The sequence below is a fragment of the Spirosoma lacussanchae genome (assembly GCF_005870035.1).
GTDB lineage: Bacteria > Bacteroidota > Bacteroidia > Cytophagales > Spirosomataceae > Spirosoma > Spirosoma lacussanchae.
Genome location: NZ_SWJG01000001.1, coordinates 806746 through 828761, shown reverse-complemented (window position 1 = coordinate 828761; position 22016 = coordinate 806746). Strand labels below are relative to the sequence as shown.

21 protein-coding genes are annotated in these 22016 nt (G+C 56.6%); 7 read left to right on the top strand and 14 right to left on the bottom strand.

Annotated elements, in window-relative coordinates:
- Positions 1-27 precede the first annotated feature (27 nt).
- The gene (locus FBR45_RS03455) at positions 28-1551 is read left to right on the top strand and encodes a RagB/SusD family nutrient uptake outer membrane protein (protein ID WP_138499352.1); all 1524 of its coding nucleotides are present in this window, start codon (positions 28-30) and stop codon (positions 1549-1551) included.
- Between the two features lie 78 nt (positions 1552-1629).
- On the top strand, positions 1630-2682 hold the full coding sequence (locus FBR45_RS03450) for a glycoside hydrolase family 43 protein (protein ID WP_138499350.1): 1053 nt from the start codon (positions 1630-1632) through the stop codon (positions 2680-2682).
- A 157-nt stretch (positions 2683-2839) separates the two neighbouring features.
- On the opposite strand, the gene FBR45_RS03445 is transcribed toward FBR45_RS03450, so the two are convergent.
- The 3 genes from FBR45_RS03445 to bshA all read right to left on the bottom strand — a co-directional run bounded on the left by FBR45_RS03445 (position 2840) and on the right by bshA (position 6140).
- The gene (locus FBR45_RS03445) at positions 2840-3487 is read right to left on the bottom strand and encodes a sterol desaturase family protein (RefSeq protein WP_138501898.1); all 648 of its coding nucleotides are present in this window, start codon (positions 3485-3487) and stop codon (positions 2840-2842) included.
- An 88-nt stretch (positions 3488-3575) separates the two neighbouring features.
- On the bottom strand, positions 3576-4913 hold the full coding sequence (locus FBR45_RS03440; protein ID WP_138499348.1) for an NAD(P)/FAD-dependent oxidoreductase: 1338 nt from the start codon (positions 4911-4913) through the stop codon (positions 3576-3578).
- A 90-nt stretch (positions 4914-5003) separates the two neighbouring features.
- A complete protein-coding gene (gene bshA, locus FBR45_RS03435) occupies positions 5004-6140 on the bottom strand; it encodes an N-acetyl-alpha-D-glucosaminyl L-malate synthase BshA (protein WP_138499346.1) in 1137 nt (378 codons plus the stop codon).
- A gap of 229 nt (positions 6141-6369) precedes the next feature.
- Here bshA and FBR45_RS03430 point away from each other — a divergent pair, with 229 nt between their 5' ends.
- From FBR45_RS03430 to FBR45_RS03420, 3 genes are all read left to right on the top strand, one after another.
- Positions 6370-7245 carry a geranylgeranylglycerol-phosphate geranylgeranyltransferase gene (locus FBR45_RS03430; protein WP_138499344.1) on the top strand — a complete coding sequence of 292 codons (876 nt, stop codon included), beginning with the start codon at positions 6370-6372 and terminating at the stop codon, positions 7243-7245.
- A 92-nt stretch (positions 7246-7337) separates the two neighbouring features.
- Positions 7338-8039: a TapB family protein gene (locus FBR45_RS03425; protein WP_138499342.1), complete on the top strand. Its 702-nt coding sequence runs from the start codon at positions 7338-7340 to the stop codon at positions 8037-8039.
- A 92-nt stretch (positions 8040-8131) separates the two neighbouring features.
- A complete protein-coding gene (locus FBR45_RS03420) occupies positions 8132-8512 on the top strand; it encodes a MerC domain-containing protein (RefSeq protein WP_138499340.1) in 381 nt (126 codons plus the stop codon).
- On the opposite strand, the gene FBR45_RS03415 is transcribed toward FBR45_RS03420, so the two are convergent.
- The 8 genes from FBR45_RS03415 to FBR45_RS03380 all read right to left on the bottom strand — a co-directional run bounded on the left by FBR45_RS03415 (position 8509) and on the right by FBR45_RS03380 (position 14885).
- Positions 8509-9603, bottom strand: a complete 1095-nt coding sequence (locus FBR45_RS03415) for a cytochrome-c peroxidase (RefSeq protein ID WP_138499338.1) — start codon at positions 9601-9603, stop codon at positions 8509-8511. The two genes, FBR45_RS03420 and FBR45_RS03415, sit on opposite strands and share 4 nt — an antisense overlap.
- Before the next feature lie 4 nt (positions 9604-9607).
- Positions 9608-10432, bottom strand: a complete 825-nt coding sequence (locus tag FBR45_RS03410; protein ID WP_138499336.1) for an MbnP family protein — start codon at positions 10430-10432, stop codon at positions 9608-9610.
- A gap of 11 nt (positions 10433-10443) precedes the next feature.
- On the bottom strand, positions 10444-10647 hold the full coding sequence (locus FBR45_RS03405) for a hypothetical protein (RefSeq protein WP_138499334.1): 204 nt from the start codon (positions 10645-10647) through the stop codon (positions 10444-10446).
- 113 nt (positions 10648-10760) lie between these two features.
- Complete coding sequence (locus FBR45_RS03400) at positions 10761-11222, bottom strand: hypothetical protein (protein ID WP_138499332.1); 462 nt, start codon at positions 11220-11222, stop codon at positions 10761-10763.
- A 229-nt stretch (positions 11223-11451) separates the two neighbouring features.
- Positions 11452-12363: a hypothetical protein gene (locus FBR45_RS03395; RefSeq protein ID WP_138499330.1), complete on the bottom strand. Its 912-nt coding sequence runs from the start codon at positions 12361-12363 to the stop codon at positions 11452-11454.
- Positions 12364-12375: 12 nt separating this feature from the next.
- Positions 12376-13419, bottom strand: a complete 1044-nt coding sequence (locus FBR45_RS03390; RefSeq protein WP_138499328.1) for a cytochrome-c peroxidase — start codon at positions 13417-13419, stop codon at positions 12376-12378.
- Between the two features lie 51 nt (positions 13420-13470).
- Positions 13471-14301, bottom strand: a complete 831-nt coding sequence (locus FBR45_RS03385) for an MbnP family protein (protein ID WP_138499326.1) — start codon at positions 14299-14301, stop codon at positions 13471-13473.
- Between the two features lie 200 nt (positions 14302-14501).
- Positions 14502-14885 (bottom strand): hypothetical protein, encoded by a 384-nt coding sequence (locus FBR45_RS03380; protein WP_138499324.1) that lies wholly within the window; start codon positions 14883-14885, stop codon positions 14502-14504.
- A 123-nt stretch (positions 14886-15008) separates the two neighbouring features.
- Here FBR45_RS03380 and FBR45_RS03375 point away from each other — a divergent pair, with 123 nt between their 5' ends.
- Positions 15009-17642 carry a glycosyl hydrolase gene (locus tag FBR45_RS03375; RefSeq protein ID WP_138499322.1) on the top strand — a complete coding sequence of 878 codons (2634 nt, stop codon included), beginning with the start codon at positions 15009-15011 and terminating at the stop codon, positions 17640-17642.
- A 127-nt stretch (positions 17643-17769) separates the two neighbouring features.
- On the opposite strand, the gene FBR45_RS03370 is transcribed toward FBR45_RS03375, so the two are convergent.
- On the bottom strand, positions 17770-19041 hold the full coding sequence (locus tag FBR45_RS03370) for a GTP-binding protein (RefSeq protein WP_138499320.1): 1272 nt from the start codon (positions 19039-19041) through the stop codon (positions 17770-17772).
- A gap of 90 nt (positions 19042-19131) precedes the next feature.
- On the opposite strand from FBR45_RS03370, the gene FBR45_RS03365 reads away from it, so the two are divergent.
- Positions 19132-20076 carry a cation diffusion facilitator family transporter gene (locus tag FBR45_RS03365; protein ID WP_138499318.1) on the top strand — a complete coding sequence of 315 codons (945 nt, stop codon included), beginning with the start codon at positions 19132-19134 and terminating at the stop codon, positions 20074-20076.
- 78 nt (positions 20077-20154) lie between these two features.
- On the opposite strand, the gene FBR45_RS03360 is transcribed toward FBR45_RS03365, so the two are convergent.
- The gene (locus FBR45_RS03360; RefSeq protein WP_246082093.1) at positions 20155-20883 is read right to left on the bottom strand and encodes a DsbA family oxidoreductase; all 729 of its coding nucleotides are present in this window, start codon (positions 20881-20883) and stop codon (positions 20155-20157) included.
- Positions 20884-20980: 97 nt separating this feature from the next.
- On the bottom strand, positions 20981-21949 hold the full coding sequence (locus FBR45_RS03355; protein WP_138499316.1) for a quinone oxidoreductase family protein: 969 nt from the start codon (positions 21947-21949) through the stop codon (positions 20981-20983).
- Between the last annotated feature and the right edge of the window lie 67 nt (positions 21950-22016).

Sequence of the window (22016 nt, the reverse complement as noted above, 5' to 3'; positions counted from 1 at the left end):
ATCCATTCTTTCGCTTTTTCTTCTACGATGAAACATAGATTCATTCTCCTCAGTCTGGCCGCCACCGTTACCCTGACGGCCTGCGACCGGAGCCTGGACATCGTCAACCCGAACCAGGTAACGACCGAATCGTTCTGGAAAACGTCCGACGATGCGCTGGCAGGGGTCAACGCCGTCTACAGCACCACCCACCGGGGCGGTATTTCCCGATGGCTCCCGTTCTACTACATCATCCGGTCCGACGAAGGCCGTAGCCAGAGTCCGGCTACCGATATCGTCAACAACATGGATCAGTTTCTGGTGACGGACTATAACTACGGCAATGCCTACTCGATCTGGAACGATAACTACATCGGCATCAACCGGGCCAATCAGGTAATCAGCAACGTTCCGAACATCCAGATGGACGCTGCGCTCCGGGACCGGTACCTGGGCGAAGCCAAGTTTATGCGGGCCTTGTTTTATTACCACCTCGTCACGCTCTGGGGTAACGTGCCCCTGGTTCTTCAACAGTCGGTGGTGGGTGATAAACCCAATTCGGCTACCAGCGCCGAGGTATGGGCCCAGATCGAGAAAGACCTGACCGAAGCGGCAACGGTGCTTCCGACCACCTACGCGTCTACGGATCTGGGGCGGGCCACACGGGGCGCAGCCTACGCCCTGCTGGCCAAAGCGCAGATGCAGCAACGGAAGTACACCGAAGCCCTGACGCCCCTGCAATGGCTGGCCGACGGCGAAGGCAAAAGCCTCTATGCACTCGTACCCAACTACCGCGACAACTTCCTGATCTCGACCGAAAACAACCGCGAGTCCGTCTTTGAATGGCAGTTTCAGATCAACCCGGCCGAGTTTACCGACGACGATACCGAAACACCGAACCAGAACTACGGCACATCGATTGCCCAGTTCTTCGGGCCGAGCGGTATTGGCTGGTCAGATGGCGAAGCGCACCGCTGGCCTATCTACGAATTTAACGAGCGAACCACCGCCGGGGCTCGTGACCCGCGACTCGAAGCGTCGTTCCTGTTCGACTCTACCGATGTGCGGGGGCCTAACTTCACCCAGATCTACGGCGAGACGTTCACCCAGCGATACGGCACCGGCAACAAACGGGTCTGGTTCCGGAAGTTTCAGAACGACCACTGGAAAATTGAAGAAGGCTACCGCTCACCCAACAACTGGCGCTACATTCGGTATGCCGATGTACTGCTGATGTATGCCGAAGCCCTCAACGCAACCGGCAAAACGAGCCAGGCCTATCCGTATGTCGATCAGGTGCGCCGGCGGGCGGGGTTGCCCGCGCTGTCGGTAGCCAGACCGGGTCTCAGTCAGGAGCAGTTTCTGGCTCAGCTCAAACACGAGCGGGTTACCGAACTCTCGGGCGAAGGACACCGCTGGAACGACCTGGCCCGCTGGGGTGACCTCGGTCCCCAGCTCGCACCCCGCGACCCGGCTTTTTCTACATTTGTACGCGGAAAAAGTGAACTGCTCCCCATTCCACAGCTGGATCGGGACCTGAACCCCAACCTGCAGCAAAACCCGAATTACTAAGCTCATTCTGCGTCGTCAGGTGCAGCCATTTCAGTACTGAAATGGCTGCACCTGACGGCTTTATGCCGTTTCTCAACGATGAAAAACATCCTGTTTGTTGTCCTGTCGTTCCTGCTGGCCTGTCAGTCGGCCAAACAACCGGACCCCGCACCTACCCCGCCCGTAACCCCGGTCGATACCGTTGGCCGGTTCGCGAACCCGTTGCTGACAGCCGCGCCAGATCCCTGGGTGACGCAGAAAGATGGTTTCTATTACGTTATGCATACGACGGGGGCTAACCTTCGCATCTATAAGACATCGGCCATGAGTCGGCTCAGTCAGGCCCGGCCCGTTACCGTCTGGACCCCGCCCGCTACGGGGCCTAACTCGCGTAATATCTGGGCACCCGAGCTGTTCAACGTCAACGGGGTCTGGTATATCTATTATGCCGCCGACGATGGTAACGACCGGAACCACCGCATGTTCGTACTCGAAAATACGGCGGCCGACCCTACCACCGGCACCTGGACCGACCGCGGACGGCTGAATCTGCCCGAGAATAAATGGGCTATCGACGGTACGCTGCTGCAACGGAACGGCCAGCTCTACTTTGCATGGTCGGGTTGGGAAACGGATCTGGGCGGCTCGCAGCATCTGTACATTTGTCGGTTGACCAATCCCTATACCGCCGAGACGGCTACGACCCGCGTTCGCCTGTCCTCGCCCGACTATGCCTGGGAGAAAGAAGGCTTTGGGGTCAACGAAGGACCCGAGTTTCTAACTCATGGCAACAAGGTGTTTCTGGTGTATTCGGCCAGCTTCTGCGGGACCGATCTCTACGCCCTGGGCCAGCTCTCGGCCGATAGCAGCGCCAACCTGCTCGATGCCAGGTCGTGGACCAAATCAGCTACCCCGGTGTTTGGCCCCAATGCCGGTAATGGCACTTTTGGCGTGGGCCATAACGGCTTTTTTACGTCGCGCAACGGGCAGGAAAACTGGCTGGTTTACCACGCTAACGCGGCTCAGGGGCAAGGCTGTGGCGATCAGCGTTCAATACGGATGCAGCCGTTCAGCTGGAAGCCCGATGGTTCGCCCGACTTCGGCCCGCCCAAACCCCTGACCGAACTACAGAAACGGCCCGGTGGCGAATAAAGTCGGCTGGTTCCGCTTCGTAGTTATAAAAAATCCCCCTTGACCGCGTCGAGGGGGATTTTTTTGATGTGTATTTATTGCTGACGCGCGGGAGAGACGGTATATAACTGCTGACGCGCGGGAGACGCAAAGGCCGGGCCGCCGGGCGGTTGCGTCTTTACTTTTGGAATGATCCAAAGATGTAGTCCCACATAGGAGTCGAAACGCCGTAGTTGCTCTCGGGGTTTTTGTAGTGGTGAACGCTGTGGTTTACCCAGAGTTGCTTGAAGAAATTCTTCGGGGGGGCGTAGGCATGAACAATGAAATGCACGGCCAGGTAGCCCGAGTAGCCAACCAGAAATCCGGGGAAGAACGCATAGGCCGCTTCGCCCATCATCAGGAAGAACAGGCCAAAGAAGGCACCCGCTACGACGATAGCCAGCGCAGGCGGCATGGCCAGGCGGGTTTTGTCTTTCGGATATTCGTGGTGAACGCCGTGAAATGTGTACTGGATTTTAGCCCGCTGGGGCGTGCTGGGCGTCAGGTGATACAAGTAACGGTGCAACACGTACTCGAACAGGGTGAATACAAACAGCCCCGTAAAAAAGAGGGCAGCAATCATCTGCGTACCCATATCTGTATACGTAAAGGCATACCAGCCCAGGAATACAGACAATACCAGCCACATCGAGATCGGAATCATGATGTGCGTTCGCGACAGCGCTTCCAGGATTGGGTTATCGAACAGTTTTTTCGTACCGCTGTTTTTGGGGCGCGTTCTGCCGTGACCGGCCATTGTTTGTAATGTATCGTTCGGCTTTTCCATAATAAGCTTCATTCGGTTGATGAGGCAAAAATACAACGAAATCCGGGTTTACAGCCCTCATATAGTAAACCCTCTTTACTATAGCCATTCAGGTTTTACTTACTTCCAGCTGGTCGGACAGTTTTTCCTGCATGGCCGAGAAATCTCCCTTCGGCATCTTCTGCCGGATGATTAGCCGCAACGAGTTGTTATACGTCAGGTAATTGAACATCCAGTTGATAAAGATAGCCAGTCGATTCTTAACGCCAACAATGGCCATTAAGTGCACGAACAACCAGGTTAACCACGCCAAAACGCCCTGAAATTTCAGGAACGGCAAGTCAACCACGGCCAGTCCGCGGCCAATAGTAGCCATCGTTCCCAGATCGCGGTAGGTAAACTCCTCCGGCGCCTGGTTTTTCAGCCAGCGGCTCATGTTCCTGGCCAGCAGCCGACCCTGCTGAATAGCGGGCTGCGCTACCTGCGGATGACCGTTGGGCCACTTCTCTTCGCTCATCAGCGCTACGTCACCAATGGCAAACACGTCCGTGACCCCCTGAACCTGGTTGTACCGGTCAACGATGATTCGCCCCCCGCGACCGAGCACCTCGGGTGGCAGACCCGCCAGCGGACTGGCTTTGACGCCCGCAGCCCAGATCAGGTTGTTGGTACGCAGGGTCGATCCGTCGTTCATGGTAACGATACGGCCATCAAAGTCCTTGACACGGGTGTTTAGCCGAACGTTTACGCCCAGCTCCTGCAAATACGACAGCGAGTGTTCCTGCGACTGCTTCGACATCGGCCCCAGCAGCTCCCCACCCGATTCGATCAGGTAGATGTCCATCTTCATGAAGTCGAGCTCCGGGTAATCGCGGGGGAGAACCGTCCGGCGCATCTCGGCCAGCGTACCGCACAGTTCTACGCCCGTCGGTCCACCGCCGACCACAACGACATCCATGAACCCTTCGCGCTCATCTTCCGACTCGACACTGAGGGCATCTTCGAAGTTCTGAAGCATCCGGTTGCGGAGCGCAATGGCTTCGGCCACCGACTTCATGGGCAGCGCTTTCTCGATGATATTCTGCTGGTTGAAGAAATTGGTATCCGCACCGGTGGCAATGACCAGCCAGTCGTAGGTGATCGGGCCCAGCTCGGTATCTACCGTTTTATCGGCCGGCCGAACGCCGGTCACGTTGGTGACCCGGATATGTACGTTTTTGCAGTTGCCAAACACCGCCCGCAGCGGAAACAGGATGGAGTTGGCCTCCAGACCTGCTGTGGCCACCTGGTAATACAGCGGCTGAAACTCGTGGTAGTTCTGCCGGTTGAGCAACACCACCTGAAAATCAGACCGATTGGCCAGCTTCCGGGCCAGCTTGAGCCCCCCAAAACCAGCGCCGACGATGACCACGCGTTTCCGATCCGTTTGCGGTATGTTTGGATTCATAGGATAGTTGTTTATCAATAATGACCCGTAGCGCTCATTATTCCTTATTCATTATCTATTCTCAACGCTACATTGTTCAGCATCGGATGGTCATACGTTATCCATCACCTGCTGCAATACCCGTTCATAATGGGCCTCGTAGCGGGGCAGAACCCGCGACAGCTCGAACTCGGTAGCCCGGGCCAGCGCATTTTCCTGAAAGGCAGGCAGGTTAGCGTCGTCGAGCACGAACAAAGCGTTGCGAACCATATCGCTGACGTCGCCTACATTGCTGAGGAAGCCCGTTACGCCGTTTACGTTCAGCTCGGGCAGACCGCCCACATTCGACGAGATGACTGGCACCTGGCAGGCCATGGCTTCGAGGGCTGCCAGGCCAAAGCTTTCGTTTTCTGACGGCATCAGAAACAGATCGGCCACCGACAGCACCTCCTCTACGGCGTCCATCTTACCCAGAAAACGCACCTGATCGTAAATGCCCAGGTCGCGCACCAGCCGTTCGATACGCGCCCGTTCGGGGCCGTCGCCCACCAGCAGCAGCTTGGCAGGCACCTGTTGCTGCACATGGTAAAACACCATCACCGCATCATCGATGCGTTTGACGCGCCGGAAGTTGGACGTATGTACAATCAGCTTTTCGCCGTTGGGGCAGATCGCTTTCTTGAAATGCTCTTTCTTCTGCCGCTTGAAGCGCGACAGGTCGATGAAGTTCGGAATAACTTCGATGTCGCGGTGCACCTTGAAATGTTTGTAGGTATCCTGCCGAAGGTCTTCCGATACGGCCGTAACCCCGTCAGATTCGTTGATGCTGAAGGTAACCACGGGTTCATAGGAGGCATCTTTCCCGACGAGCGTAATGTCGGTTCCGTGTAACGTCGTCACGACCGGCACCGACCGACCTTGCGACCGCAGAATCATTTTAGCCATGTAGGCAGCCGACGCATGCGGTATGGCATAATGAACATGGAGCAGATCAACATTTTCGTTCGTTACCACATTGACCATCTCGCTGGCCAGCGCCGACTCGTAGGGCGCGTACTGAAACAGCGGATAAGACGGGATGTTCACTTCGTGATAGAAAACGTTTTCGTTGAAGAAGTCGAGCCGGGGTGGCTGCTGGTAGGTGATAAAATGGATCTGGTGACCATTCTTGGCCAGTGCCTTACCAAGCTCGGTAGCCACCACACCACTGCCCCCAAAGGTTGGGTAGCACACTATGCCAATTTTCATGCGAAGGAAGCCGCGAAGGCCGGAAACAGTTTGTAGGTCAACAACAAAACAGGAGTAAAAGAATCCCGAAGCGGGCGGAAAGAACGAACGATGCGGGTACCCCCGCTCAGTCCCTCGGTTTTGGCCCCGCTCCGGCTGGTACATAGCCAGGCTAAGATTGGCCGGGCGGCCTTACCCCTGACCGCCCTGTTTTCCCTATTTTTCGCGTACTTTTAGGCAAAAATCGGTCATGGTCGTGCGTCAGCCTATTCCTTTCTCGGCCTTTGTGGGTGGCTTTCTGCGGCTGATCCGGGTGCAGAATCTGCTCATTGTCGTGCTGACCCAGTTCCTGGCCCGGATTGCTTTGGTGGGGCCGCGCGAGCAGTGGCTCCAGATCCTGGTCGACCCGACAATCTGGCTGCTCTCGTTCTCGACGGTCTGCATTGCGGCCGCGGGTTATATCATCAACGATTACTTCGACATCAAAATCGATCTGGTCAACAAACCCGACCGGGTCGTGATTGGCCGGTACCTGAAACGCCGGGTAGCGCTGGTAGCGCACCAAAGCCTCAACGTCATCGGCTGCCTGATCGGGTTGTACCTAAGCCGCTGGGTCTTCGTGGTCGATGTGGTGAGCGTATCGCTGCTGTGGTTTTACTCCGCCAACCTGAAGCGGCAGCCCGTAACCGGCAACATCGTCATTTCGCTCCTGACGGCCCTGTCGCTGATCGTACTGGCCGTTTACTACCGGCAAAATGCCGATATGCTGCTCATTTACGCGCTCTTTTCGTTCGGTATTTCGCTCGTTCGCGAGATAATCAAAGACATGCAGGACATTCGGGGCGACGCCCGTTTCGGTTGCCGAACCCTGCCGATTGTCTGGGGCCTCCGCCGGACCAAATACCTGCTCTATGTCCTGATCGCGTCGTTCATTACCACCCTGTTCCTGATTGCCGACTCGCTCAACAACTGGCGCCTGGAGGTTATTTTCCTGATTCTGCTGGTTCCCCTCACCTGGCTTACCTACCGGCTCGTCTACGCCGACAAACGCAGCGATTTCGGCTACCTGAGTACCCTCTGCAAATTAATTATGCTAATGGGCGTGCTGAGTATGATCTGGGCCTGACGCCCATCAACAACCGTTTGCTCAAGGACTTAGGTGTCCATTTGCCGCCATACGTACATTTGTCTTGTATTAACCTACTTGCTTCTGTTCGTATGAAACTACACGGATTTCTTTTAGTGCTGGCGGTGCTGCTGTCGACCAGCGGAAAGGCGCAGAACTGCCTGGGCGTTCCGCTAAAAACAGGTCAGTCGTTCGAGATGTCGATGTTCAACGCCAAAGACAAACCTACCGGCAAGGTAACCTATCAGGTAACCGATATGCGCCGGGAGGGCAGCCAGACGCTGGTCGATATAACCGTTCAGATGACGGACGAAAAAGGCCGGCAGCAGGCTCCGTACACCGTTCGCTACACCTGTACCGGCAGCGAACTCCTGGCCGACCTGTCGGGGCTGGCGCAGACCATGCAGAACGCTGGCATGAAAGACACCCAGATCAAGCTCAAAACCAATCAGCTCGTTTATCCCGGCCAGCTAACCGTGGGCCAGAAACTATCCGATGGTCAGATGGAAGCCGATATGATCACGAATGGCAGCAACATGATGGAAATGTCGCTGGTGATGAGTAACCGGCAGGTAGAAGCCCAGCAGCCCGTAACCACGCCCGCCGGTACCTTCAACGCCTATAAAATTAGCTCGGATCTTTCGCTTACGAACCGGGTCATGGGTATGCCGATCCGGAGCACCATGCGCGTGGTCAGCTACCGAACCACCGATCAGCTGCTGGACATCCGGTCCGAAACCTACAACAAAAGCGGCAAGCTGATGGCCTACACCCTGCTGAGCCGGGTGAACTGAGCGTCTTTTTCTAATTTTTCGCAACTTTGTTGCAAGAAATCGGGTTGGATTGAAATACGGTTGCCGAACGCATCGTATTTTTGCTCCTGCTTATGAAGACAGATCTGTTATCCAGCAAAGCCGACTACATCGGCATCACCGGCTCGGTGCTGTGTATCATCCACTGTTTAGTAACCCCCGTGCTTTTGATGACAACCGCCGTGTTTCAGGACGAGCAGCTTCGGGTTGGTTATCTGAGTCTGGATTACGTCTTTATCGGCGTCAACATCATGGCTGTTTTCTTCGCCACCCGGCACCATGTACAACCCGCTACCAAACGGGCGCTCTGGGGTTTTCTGCTGCTGTTTGCTACGGGTATTATGCTCGAAGACGTTAACGAGATCTTTGAATACGTAGGCTACGCAGCCTCGGCGGGTCTGGTCATCAGCCACCTCATCAACATTCGTCAGCATCGGCTGAACCACGCTCACTAGTTGGGAGCGCTGAGCCGCCGGTCGGCTATGTAGTCCGTATCGGTTAGCGTCCGCAGGAAGGCCACCAGCTGCTTTTTCTCCGTGTCGGTCAGCGGCACCCCCGGTCTGCCGTTTATCCGCAACGCCGGGTCAAGTTCGGGCACATCCTGCATGTTGGTACTGTAGTGATTCATCACCTCTTCGAGCGTCCAGAACCGGCCGTCGTGCATGTAAGGACTTGTTCGCTCCACATTACGCAGGCTGGGCACCCGGAACGTAAACCGATCTTCGGGTCGGAGCGTAATCAGCGACCGGCCTTCGTCTTTGTTAGTAGCCCGGCTCAGCCCGTTGTTGCGGTACGACTGGTCGGTAAATAACTCACCCGCGTGGCAGGTGCTGCATTTCTGTTTGAACAGCGTAAGCCCGGCCAGTTCGTCGGTCGATAGCCGCCCCCCAGCCTCGTTGCGGACGTACTTATCATAGCGACTGTTGGCCGATACCATCGTGAGCATGAACTGCGATAGCGCCTTCAGAAACCGGTCGGTCGTGATGGAGTCGGTTCCGAAAGCAGCCAGGAACATGGGGCGGTACCGGGGCGACTGCCGCACCGCGTTCAGCAGAGCCGGCATCGAATGGCCCATCTCGACCGGATTTTCGATCGGTGCGATGGGCAGCAGATCCAGATCCTGGACGCCCCCATCCCAGAAAAAGGCCTTGTAGAACGCCATGTTCTGTAGCCCCAGGTTGTTCCGGGTGCCAATTTTGTCGTTGATGCCGTGGCTCAGGGCGTGGTCGGTATGGGCAAAAGCAGCCCCCTGCTGGTGGCAGAACGCGCAGCTGACCGTCCCGTTCACCGACAGCATATCGTCATAGAATAAAGCCCGGCCCAGGGCGACGCCCTCCAGCGTCAGCGGATTTTTGGCGAACGCGTAGGTTGGTTCGGGGAAGTTGGCCGGCTTTTTCCAGGGGTAGGGTGTGGTCTGGTATTCAATGGGTTTGGGCCCAGTTGGTTCCGGATCGGTAGTAGGGTCGGACCCGCCCGGCTGGCACGACACCACCGCCCCGAACAGGACGATACTGATCCATACTCCGAAAATTTGCCAGCGCTGCATAGTCTTAGTTTAACGTAGCCGTTGTTTTACCCCGGTAAGCGAACATTTGTGCGTAGTTGTTCGCAATGCTGCTCGAAAAAGGCGATATCATCACTTCCGGATTGGCCTTTATACTGAGCAGGGTTGGTCCATCAAAGATTTTGAGCACATCGGCCTGCAGCAGCACCGTTGGCACCTTCTCCGCATCGACCTGCGCCACGTCGGTACCGAACAGGACCGGTATCGTTTTCAGGTTGTTGATGGTGCGGGTATCGCGCCCACCGAAGAACCCGATGTGGTACCGAAAGGTGTTGCTGCCCGTAGCATCGACGGGGGCGCTGGGCGAGGTGCCTTCCAGCTTCATGAAGATATAGCCCGAATTCCAGGACCAGTACATCCCGTTCGCGCCGGTATGATCGCTGCCGGGATCTAGCGCGCCCGTTCGGCGGCTGATGTCCATGGTACTCCGCAGGCTATCGACACCCAGTACGAACGAAACCCCTTTGTAATCGCCGTAGGGCACATTTTTGAGGGTGATCCGCTGGCTGGCCGGGTCGGTTTCCCGTACCAGAAAGTAGCTGCTGTCCTGCGGCACCACGTAGTCAGCGCCGTTGGTCCGTATCAGCCGGATGTTGCTGACGAAGTAATTGAACGCCGTTGGCGTAAACGACTCACCCAGCGCGTTGCGGTAGGTACCCGTGTTGAGCTGGAGGTTCTGGTTACCCGCCACGTTATCCAGCTGAATCACGAACGTACCCGTAACCGCTTCGGGGTCGGGCGTATCGCAGGCCAGTAAGCCAGCCGTCAGGCCCAGGCCGGTAAGAAATACATACAGAAGTGAACGGTACATAGTGTCATCAATTAGTTAAGTCGGTTCCGACTATATAGGGTGATGAGCGTTACAATACCCGCGCTGACCAGCAACAGAAAGAGCCACACAACGGCATTGGTTACGCTGAATGGCTGCTGGAGAAATTCATTCACCAGCCCAGCTGCTGTTCCCAGACAGATACCGATCATGCTGACGTAGATGAACTGAACAATGGGCGGCAGTCGTCGGAACATCGGGTCATTGGTTTATGGTAAAAGAGTAACGAACTGTTCCGTAAAATCGTTAGTCCGGTTCAGGCTTTTTTAGGAGTACAGGCGCGGTTATGACCACATAACCGCGCCTGTTTTTACGGTTGCTTGCCCAGGAAGGCGTTGGCGTCGGCCATACTCCGGCGCATCTGATCGCGTACCTGGTTGACTTTGTTTTGCTGATCGCTCAGGTAGTCGAGTGCTTTCGTCTGGTCGAGTTTACCGAGCGTGTCGCCGTTGTACTGGTTCATCCAGGTCATCATCGCATCGTCGGCCTCGCCGAGCCGTCGGCTGATTTCGGTGCCCTGCCTGCTGGCAGCCGGCGCTGCGGCTTTGGCCGAAACCGCCTTTTTCAGCCGCATCAGGTCACTCATCTCAGCCATCAGGCTGTCATGAACGGCAAGGATTTCCTGTTCTTTTTTTGCCACCGGACCAGCAGCGGCTGTTTCGGACGAATGAGCATGATCGGCATGGCCGGCGTGGTCATCGCTTTTTTGGGCCGGCTGACAGGCAGCTGTGGTCAGCAAAGTACCGATCCAGATCAGGTGTATGAGTCGCATATGTGAAGGGGTTTGCCCGGTAGTTTCCGGGTGTTTACTGTTGATACTTGATTCAGGCTTGTTTGAGCCCATTCATTCTAATTTACCTACCCGTTGTGTAGCCAGATTTGACCCATTCAGGATCAATTTAACGGCGATCTACCCAATTTTTACCCTGCCCTTTTCTGCTCATAAGCCAGCAGCCCGGCATTTCTCACCGGCAGCGCTACCGGACAGGCAGCCTGGGCGGTTAAAACAAAAACGTTACGTGCGTACTCAACTGGTCGTTCGCCCGCAATTCGCCTTCCGACAGGTTCTGGGCAACAGGGTGCCGGTAGCTGACCCCAATCGAAACCTTTTTTAAATAAACTTCTGTCCCCAGACTCAGGTGAGTTGCGTAGCCGCCGGTTTGTTTATTTACAATACCCTTGCTGGTATCATGACCGGCCTGCTCCACAAAAAGCCCCACATTAGGCATAATGGATCGATTGTCTCCCCCTGCCAGATAAAACAAAGATAAACTGGTTGTGAGTCGGTTACCGAACTCGTAACCCATTGAATTGGTCCCGGTGAGCCGGTAGGTAACATCGGCGTTGGCACCCCAGTTTTTGTAGCGGGCTGTATAAATGGCACTGGCCATCCAGTCCGTACTGCCCGTACCGAGCTGGAAGTTGGCATTGGCCACTTCGGTCAGGCTGTTTTCGTCGTATTGATAGCGGCCTGTGGGCAGTTTAACGCCACCACCTACCAGCAGGTTGTGGTTGACAAGGTAATTTTTGTCGTTGTCCATAAACGTGTTCAGCAGATTATACTGCACCAGCGCCGACACATCGCCCAGGCCCCGCAACGGAATGGTCTGTCCGGTCTTGAGCAGGGTTTGTTCGTTAAACTGATACGGTACAAACGCCAGCACCTGCACCCGTTTCAGCGGATAAAAGCGCCCCCACAGCTCGGTGGTGCGGAACGTCTCACGGCTGCTCAGATTGAGGCTGGTCAGGTGCGAGTTGTAGGAGCCGTAGCGATAACGAACCCCAGCAAACCCCCGGTGTCCCTGTGGCAGAATACCAAAGAAAGAACCGCTGTTGCTGCAACCACACAAATCGCAGGCCAGCACAGGAGAAGCGAGGCAAACGACCAAAAAAACAAGCACACATTGTTTCATAACTGTCTACTTTTAGGGTTCAACGAAGCGCGAATCCCGCAGAAACTGGTCGTCGGTCAGTGTTTTCAGAAACGCGATAATCTGCCGCTTTTCATCGGCCGATAAGGCGATTCCCGGGCGGCTATTTTTTTGCAGGAGTGGATCGAGGTTTTCGGTCAGCTGCACATTTTCGGCGTAATGATCGAGCACCGCTTCGAGCGAGTAAAAGCGGCCATCGTGCATATACGGCAGCGTTTTCTCTACATTTCGTAGGCTGGGCACTTTAAACGTGTAACGGTCCTGCGGCAGTTCGGTTACGTGGGCTCGGCCCAGGTCTTTGCTACCCTGAATAAATAGACCGTTGTTGCGGAAGCTGTTGTCGGTGAACAGTTCACCAGCATGGCAACCGCTGCATTTGGCCCGAAACGTCGTTAGGCCCGCCTGCTCATCGCTGGTGAGCGTACCACCTGGCTCCTTCCGCACCCATTTATCGTATCGGGAATTACCCGACACCAGCGTAAGCATAAACTGCGACAGGGCCTGCAGAAACCGGGGGCCATTTATTTCGTCCGTACCAAAAGCAGCTTTAAACATGGCCGGATATTTGGTACTCTTGCGAAGTTTATTGATAACGTTTGTCGATCGCTCATCCATCTCGACCGGGTTCTCGATGGGTGCAATCGGTACCAAATCCAGATCATGTACGCCACCATCCCAGAAAAAACTGGTACTCCAGGCCAGGTTCTGGATGGGCTGCGAGTTGCGGGTTCCCACCCGATTGTCAATCCCATGACTAACATCGTGCTGATGATGGGTGAACGCATAAGCCTGGTTGTGGCACTCGGCACAGGCAATTGAACCGTCGCGCGAGAGCATGGTATCGTAAAACAACGCACGTCCCAGCTTAAAGCCCGCGCTGGTAGGCTGATTCTGGTCCAGTGCATATACTGGTTGCGGAAAGTTGGCCGGCTGCTTAAACAGAACGTCGGGTTGAGCATCGGTCTCGGTTGTCTGACAAGCGGCCAGCCACAGACAACCAACCGTCAGCGCGCTCAGCACAAATAGGCTTTTTGACATACTTACGGAACCGTTGTGAAGCCCCGGCCTGCGCAGGCCGGGGCTTCGGCATTACTGTTTTTCGTTATGGACGTGATCGACCTGAAACATGGTCTTGTAGTTGTCAGCTACCGGACCAGCAACCGCCGGGCTGTGAATCGCAGCTGTTTTGGCCAGGCTGATCCTGGTCGAGCCATCGAAGATTTTCAGTGCATCGGTAAACACATGTACAACAGGCGCAATATTGCTGCGTACCGTAGCGGGAGCAGGCATCGGTACGGTGACCGTACGCAGGTTGTTGGCCGTTTTGGCCGCCCCATTCCAGCCTCCGCCGTAGCCGCCCACGTGAATGGCAAATGCCTGACCGGGGCTGGTGGTTGTCGGAATCGCGGTAGATGTCCCTTCCAGTTTCATGAAGATGTACCCCGAGTTCCACGACCAGTACATACCGTCGTCGCCATAGCTGGTTGGATCGAGCACACCAGTGCGTTCGGCCACGGGCGAAATGCTCTTCAGGCTATCGACCCCAATCATGTACGAGAGTTCGGTATAATTACCGGACGGAACATCCTTTAGCGTGATTTTCTGCGAGTTGGGATCGGTTTGTTTTACCAGAAAGTACTGATTGGGGAATTTCAGCACCGTACCGTTTTCGTTCTTCAGCGTGATGTTGCTGACAAAATAGTTGAGCCTGGTAACGGCAAAGGTCTCTCCCGAAGCGTTTTTATAGGCAGGTGTGTTCAGCACCAGTTTCTGATCGCCGACCCGGTTTTCGAATTCGAATGTAACACTGTTCTTAACATTGGGATCGATGGCATCTACGCTTTCTTTGGAGCACGAAACCATCAAAACGCCAACCACCAACAGGGTGCCCAGCACCTGAGTAAATGATTTGTTAATCATTGGTAAACAAGATGTTGTAATAAAGAAAAAGTAAATGGAAACAGACCAGAAGCCAGATTGCCAGCTCAAACGATCAGCGGCAAACTATGACCTGGTAAGTACGGGCAGCTAGCCCAGGGGGGCAGGAAAGGGTACAGATATAGGATACCGCTCATTCAGCGACGTATACATCTGAAAACCTTTTCATTACCCGGAGAAAATCAGCCTACAAGGCGGGGGGGATGGAAGAGAGGAGCCAGGCTAATCATGTACGTACCCAGCGTATAACCGAAACGAGAGTCGGCCTGAATATCCGTCAGCACTGGCGCGAACCGGAACGAAATTACGTCATTCCAGAACAACTGCAGTGTGGGCAGATTCTGCACGCGCTCCGTCGTTTCTTTATCCTGCCGCTCCTGCGACGCCTTCAGCCGTTTGGCCAGAAAGCATTTGCCATCGCAGTGAAGCTGAGGCTTGTCGCGGTTTTCGCACAGAACACGGGCAATGTAGTCTTTGTTGGCATGGTAATACGCAATGACACCCCACTGGCTGACCGAAGGCAGCAGCGTAGCAACAAGCAGCAGGTAGATCAGCGCATTTTTCATGACCAGCGCAAAGGTACAAGCCGATATAAAACGATGAAACAAATCTTTTAAAAATAGAATTTCCGGCTGTCTCCGTCAACAGTTGTTGAGTATTTTCAGTTGTACCTAGTCTTGAACCTGGTAATGAAATTTCTCACCCACTTCCTGCGGATCCTGACTTACCTGTGGCTGGCCTTCCTGCACTTACCAACGCTGGCCCAGTCCGTACGTCCCTCCACAACCCGACCCTGGACGTACTGGTGGTGGATGGGTAGCGCCGTCAACGAAGCTGATATTTCGTGGCAACTCGACGAGTTTGCCAAAGCTGGACTGGGGGGTGTTCATATCATCCCGATCTATGGCGTACGAGGCTACGAAGCGCAGTCGATTCCGTTTCTGAGTCCGCGCTGGCTACGCGTTTTTGCGCATACCGTCCGCGAAGCCAACCGGCAGGGCCTGGGGGTTGACCTGACAACCGGAACCGGCTGGCCCTTCGGTGGCCCGAATGTAATGCCCGACATGGCGGCCCGGCAATGGCAGCTGCAGGCAGGGCAGCTGGTTAGTAAGCCCACCCGGCAGCAGGTTAAGCGGGCCGCGCCAGGGGGCGAGGGACCCGTTCTCGATCCGTTCAGTCAATCAGCCATGCAGCAGTACCTGCGCCGGTTCGATTCTACCCTGGCGACCCTGCCAACCCAGCCCCGCGCCGTGTATAACGATTCGTACGAAGCCTACGGGGCCAACTGGACAACCGATTTCCCCACTGAATTCCGCCAGCGCCGGGGCTACGATCTCAGCAGCCAGCTGACGGCCTTCCTCGACAGCACCAGTACCGATGGCGGACGCGTCCGGCAGGATTATCAGCAAACACTAGCCGAGCTGCTGCGCGATGCGTCGGTCGGCACCTGGACCCGCTGGGCGACGCAGCGAGGGTACCAGACGCGCTACCAGGCCCACGGGTCGCCGGGTAACCTGATCGATCTCTACGCGCTGGCCAGTATTCCGGAAACCGAATCGTTCGGGAGTAGCCGCTTCCCGATTCCGGGGCTCCGGGTTGACGAGAACTACGAAATCGATCGGTTCGGAACGCCCCACCCGCTGGCCATGAAATTTGCGTCGTCGGCCGCCAACCTGACCGGCAAACCGCTCGTCAGCTCCGAAACCGGCACCTGGCTGGCCGACCATTTCAAGGTGAGTCTGTCGCAGATCAAGCCGCAGGTCGATGAGTTGTTTACGGCTGGCATCAACCATATTTTTTACCACGGCACCACCTATTCACCCGCCAGCCTTTCCGGGCCGGGCCTTTCCGGGCCGGACCAATCCTGGCCAGGCCTCTCCTGGCCGGGCCTCTCCTGGCCGGGCTGGTTGTTTTATGCGTCGACCAACTACGGACCGTCGTCGCACTTCTGGCCACAGCTTCCGTTGCTGAATCAGTACATCGACCGCTGTCAGAGCCGCCTGCAGGCATCGCGCCCTGATAACGACCTGCTGGTTTATTTCCCCATGCACGACCTGTGGGCTACCCGCGCCCGATCAGCTGGGGGGCTGCATATGCTCGAGGTTCACCACGTTGACCGCTGGCTGCTGCCCCTGCCCTTCGGGCAGTTGTGCGACAGCCTGCGCCAGCGTGGCTATGCCTTCGACTACGTATCGGATCAGCTGCTGAGCACCCTGAAAACCAACCGGCAGGGCCGTATTCTGGCGGGCAACGCCAGCTACCGTGTGGTTGTTATTCCGCGCTGTACGTACCTGCCCGAAACAACAATGGCCCAGCTCGACCGGCTGGCCCGACAGGGCGTTCGGATCATCTTTGAGGGTGGCTTACCCGAGCAGGTACCCGGTTTCTATCAGCATCAGGCGCGCTCACAGACCCTCCGTCAGCTGGGCGCAGGCCTGCGTCGGCTACCGGTCGTTTCGATCAGCCGGGACGTGCTGGCCACACTCAACACCATCGGTATTCGGCGCGAAGCCTGGGCCAACCGGGGCTTGTCATTCATCCGCAAGCGGCAGGGCGACAGTGTTCAGTATTTTATAACAAATCTGGGAAATCAGTTTCGGGCCGGCTGGATAACCCTGGCGGCTCCGGGCGGCCCGGTCAGTCGCTACGACCCGCTGACGAATCAGTATACTACCCTGCCCGACCGGCGTTCGCCGTCGACCCGCTCGGTCTGGCTCCGGCTGGAACCGGGGCAGTCGTGCTTTCTGACCGTATCGCCAGCCGCCCCCCGGCCCGATCGGTCGCCAACCGTTGCGTCGGTCGGGCCCGGTCAGTCGGTCGCGCTGCCGATCGGTGGGCCCTGGCAACTGACGTTTATGACCGGCCAGCCAACGCTCAACCTCAGCCGACAGATTCCAGAGCTGACCTCCTGGACAACCCTGGCCGATTCGGCCGGTTACTTCTGGGGCACCGTTCGGTACGAAACCACGTTCGACCTGGCGGCCCGTATAGACCCGGCGGCTGTTTATGAACTGGACCTGGGTTCGGTACGCGAGGTAGCCGCCGTCCGGCTCAACGGCAAGCCACTCGGTACGGCCTGGTGCTTACCGTTTCGACTGACCATACCGGCCGGGCAGCTGCAGCAGGGCCGCAACCGACTCGACATCGACGTAACCAACCTGTCGGCCAACTACATGCGTCTATACGACCGGCAGCAACCCGGCTGGAAGAAATTCCACGATATCAACATCGTCGACATTCGGTATCGACCCTTCGATGCCAGCCGCTGGTCGGCCGAACCCTCGGGTCTGCTGGGTCCGGTGCGAATTGTGTCCTACAAATAATCAGGTATTCTGGCGGGTGGGGAGTGCTTGACTATCAAAAAGTACCCAATCATCTGTGAAGCCTTCAGCCACTCACCCACCCGCAACGAGAATGCCGAGCCGGTACCGCTATCCGTTCCTCACCGGCTTATTCCCAGACCGGGAACGGATCGCGGAAAGCGCCACCCGATTCCATATGTTTCAACTCCAGTTCGGTACAGAGGCAGTCGTTTAGCTCGGCGGTAATCTGCGGCTGGTCCAGATCCTGCCCTATAATGACCAGCTCGTTTTGCCGATCGCCAAACCGCTTGTGCCAGCGTGCTTCGATCTGCGGCTGATTGTCCAGAAACGACCCGTAACGCACCCGCTGCTGAAACGGCATTGAGGCCCACCAGACGCCAGCCGCTTCGGCCCGCAGACTGCCCCCGGCCTGACTGAAATTCAGCGCGTCGGCCGGGCGCGACGCCAGCCAGAATAGTCCCTTGCTACGAAGAATACCGGCCGGAAAATTTTCACTCAGATAGTTCCAGAAGCGGGCGGGATGAAATGGCCGCCGGTCGCGAAACACGAACGATGAAATGCCGTACTCCTCGGTTTCAGGCTTGTGTGCTTTTCCGGCCTGCTGGTTCTGCAACTCCTGAATCCAGCCGGCCGACTGCGAAACGACGTCGAAATCGAAACGGCGGGTGTTGAGCACCTCGGTCAGATCGACGCGACTGAACTGACTCTCGACCAGCCTGGCTCCGGGATTGAGCGTACGCAGTATGGCTTTCAGCTCACCGGTTTGCTGCCGGCTGAGCAGGTCCGTTTTGTTTAGAACCAGCACATCGGCAAATTCAATCTGATCGGTCAGCAGGTTCACGATGGTACGCGTGTCGCTGGCGTCTTCGTTGAGCGCCCGGCTATGTACCGTGTCGATACTGCCGAAATCCTTGGGGAAGTTGAGCGCATCGACCACCGTAACCAGCGTATCGAGCCGCGCGAACCGAGACAGGTCTACCCCACCCGTGTCCCCATCGGCCGACTGGAAAGTAAACGTCTGAGCCACCGGCAGCGGCTCCGAAATACCCGACGATTCGATGATCAGGTAATCGAACCGGCCTTCGCGGGCCAGCTTTTCAACCTCAACGATGAGGTCTTCGCGCAGTGTGCAGCAAATACAGCCGTTCGATAGCTCGACCAGCTTCTCTTCCGTACGCGACAGTCCGCCCTCCTGCCTGACCAGCTCGGCATCAACGTTGATCTCGCTCATGTCGTTCACGATGACTGCCACCCGCAATCCCTGCTTATTGCGCAAAACGTGGTTCAGCAACGTAGTTTTTCCCGCTCCCAGAAAGCCGCTCAGTACCGTGACCGGCAACCGCTGATCGGCCCGTATTGGCTGGCTGACAGCTCCCTGTATTTCTTTTGTCGTGCTCATAGTCAGGCAAAAGTAATGTTGAACTCCTTAAATGCAACAACGTTGCATAAATAATTTTGACTATTCCCGATCTGAAGTGGTTATTTCGGTATGCCACACACACACGCTCACGGGCCAGCGCATGATCATAGCCATGCGGGGCATTCGCACGGGCCGGTTACGCTGACGCACGTGAACCGGGCGCTGATTGTCGGCGCAGTGCTCAATACCGTCTATGTCATTGTTGAATTTAGCCTGGGGGTTTATTATAACTCGGTAGCGCTCATTGCCGATGCGGGTCATAACCTCAGCGACGTAGCCGGGTTACTGCTCTCGCTGCTGGCGTTTCGGCTGGCGCGGGTGCGCACCTCGACCAACTTCACTTACGGGTTCCGGAAAAGTACGGTGCTGGCATCGCTCGGTAACGCCGTCATTCTGCTCGTAACGATCGGTGCTATTCTCTGGGAGAGTATTGGCCGTTTCTATCGGCCCGAACCGGTGGCGGGCGGACCGGTCGCCTGGGTGGCGGGCGTCGGCATTGTGGTCAATACGGTATCGGCGCTGTTATTTTTTCGGGATAAAGATCACGATCTGAACGTTCGGGGGGCTTACCTGCACCTGCTGGCCGACGCGCTGGTATCGGCGGGGGTCGTGGTGGCGGGGGTACTGATCAGCTATACGGGCTGGGTCTGGCTCGATCCAGTCATTGGTATTAGCGTAGCCGGGGTCATTCTGCTCTCGACCTGGCGTCTACTGACCGAAAGTCTGCGACTCTCGCTGGACGGGGTACCGGCAGGGATCGATCTGGCCGAGGTGGTTCGCGACCTACAGACGGTGCCGGGTATCAATGCGGTTCATCATGTACACGTATGGGCGATGAGCACGACCGAAAACGCCCTCACCGCCCATCTGGTTCTGGAACCGGACCTCAACGATATACAGATCGTTACCCTGAAAGAAGAGGCCCGGCATCGGCTGCTGCATCAGAACATCAGCCACGCTACACTGGAAACCGAAGCCATTGCCAGTCCCGGTCACGACCCGATTACCTGCTGATGCACGATGTTTGTGCCATCAAATACCCGAACCTGCCGGGGTTAAAGCGTTCACAACCAACGCAAATAACCAATCGATTTACTGACATTCGCCATCGGGTGTGCAGGTCTGGCCCTGCGCCACCTCCAGGGCCGACGCGCCCGCTTCCCGTTTCCACTCGCCAAAAGAGGTTTTGATAGCCTCCAGAAACGTTTGACTTGGCTGCGCGCCCGACACGGCATACTTCCGGTCGAAGACAAAAAACGGCACGCCCTGCACGCCAAACTGCCGGGCTTCGTAGATGTCGTGCCGAACGGCATCGGTGTGCTGGTCGCTTTCCAGAACTGAACGCACCTCGGCGGGATCAAGGCCGATGGTCTGGCCTAACTCGATTAGGGTAGACCGATCGGCAATGTTCCGTCCCTCGGTGAAATAAGCCGCAAATAGCCGCTCTTCGGCTTCGTTCTGACGGCCATGCTGTTTGGCCAGGTGCAGCAATCGGTGCGCATCGAACGAGTTGGCCGTAACTGATTGATCGAAGTGGAAGGTAAGCCCAACCTGGCTGGCTACGTCGGTGACGTGGGCCGTCATTTGGCGGGCCTGCGCGACCGACATCCCCTTGCGTTCGGCCAGGTATTCGTAAATCGTTTTGTCGGGAAGCGTCGGCTGATCGGGGTCGAGCTGAAAACTTTTCCAGACAACTTCTACCGAATCCCGATCAGCAAACTGGTCCAGGGCCGCTTCAAATTTCCGCTTGCCGATGTAGCAGAACGGGCACATCACATCTGACCAGATCTCTACCTGCATTTTCGTTTCCTGAGCAATCATTGGCTTTTCTAATTAGTTAAAACAATTGGTTTTGGCTCATCAAGCGCCCCGGTTTCAACCCGTCTGGCCATACCCGGTGAGCCCGTTGGTTGTAACCTTACGGCAGCAGCAGCAGCTTTCCGGTGGTGCCTCGTCCCTCCAGATCTCGGTGCGCCTGCGCGGCATCGGCCAGGGCGTAGGGTGGCTGAATACGTACGTTCAGCTGGCCCGAACGCACCCAGTTCAGCACGGCAGTAGCCCGTTCGAGCAGGGCCGCGCGGGTAAGAATATAATGGCCCAGCGCGGGACGGGTAAACATCAGCGACCCTTTTGTATTCAGGATAGCGGGCGCAAACGGTGGCACGGCCCCGCTGGCGTTCCCGAACGATACCATGGTACCCAGCGGTCGTAAACTATCGAGGCTGCCTTCAAAAGTCGATTTCCCGACCGAGTCGTAGACCACATGAACGCCCTGCCCGCCCGTTAACCGACGTACTTCGGCAGTGAAGTCGGTCTGGGTATATAAGATAACTTCGTCGGCTCCGTTCTGGCGCGAGAGTTCGGCTTTTTCTTCAGTCGATACGGTCGTGATGACGCGGGCGCCCCGCATCCGGGCAATCTGGGTCAGCAACAGGCCAACGCCCCCGGCACCCGCATGTACCAGCACCGTATCGCCCGGCCGGATCGGGTAGGTCGTAAAGGCCAGGTAATGCGCCGTCATGCCCTGCAGGAGCACAGCCGCGGCCTGCTGATCGGTAATCTCATCCGGTACGGGAACGAGCCTATCGGCCGGAACGACCACATATTCGGCATACGAACCGGGGCCCATGCTGTAGGCCACCCGCTGCCCGACCGACAAGTCCGTTACGCCTTCGCCGACGGCCTCGATCACCCCCGCCCCTTCCGAACCGGGTACATAGGGTAGCGGCACCGGATACAGACCCGTGCGGTGGTAGGTATCGATGTAGTTGATCCCAATAGCCGTCAGCCGGATCAGCGCTTCGCCGGGACCAGGTGTCGGTGTCGGCAGATCGACCAGTGTCAATACGTCTGGTCCGCCGGTCTGAGCAAATTGAATGGCACGCATACAAAAGACGTTTGCCCTCCTAACCAAGCGACCACACGTCCGCGTTCAAAAACAAATCTAAATTTCT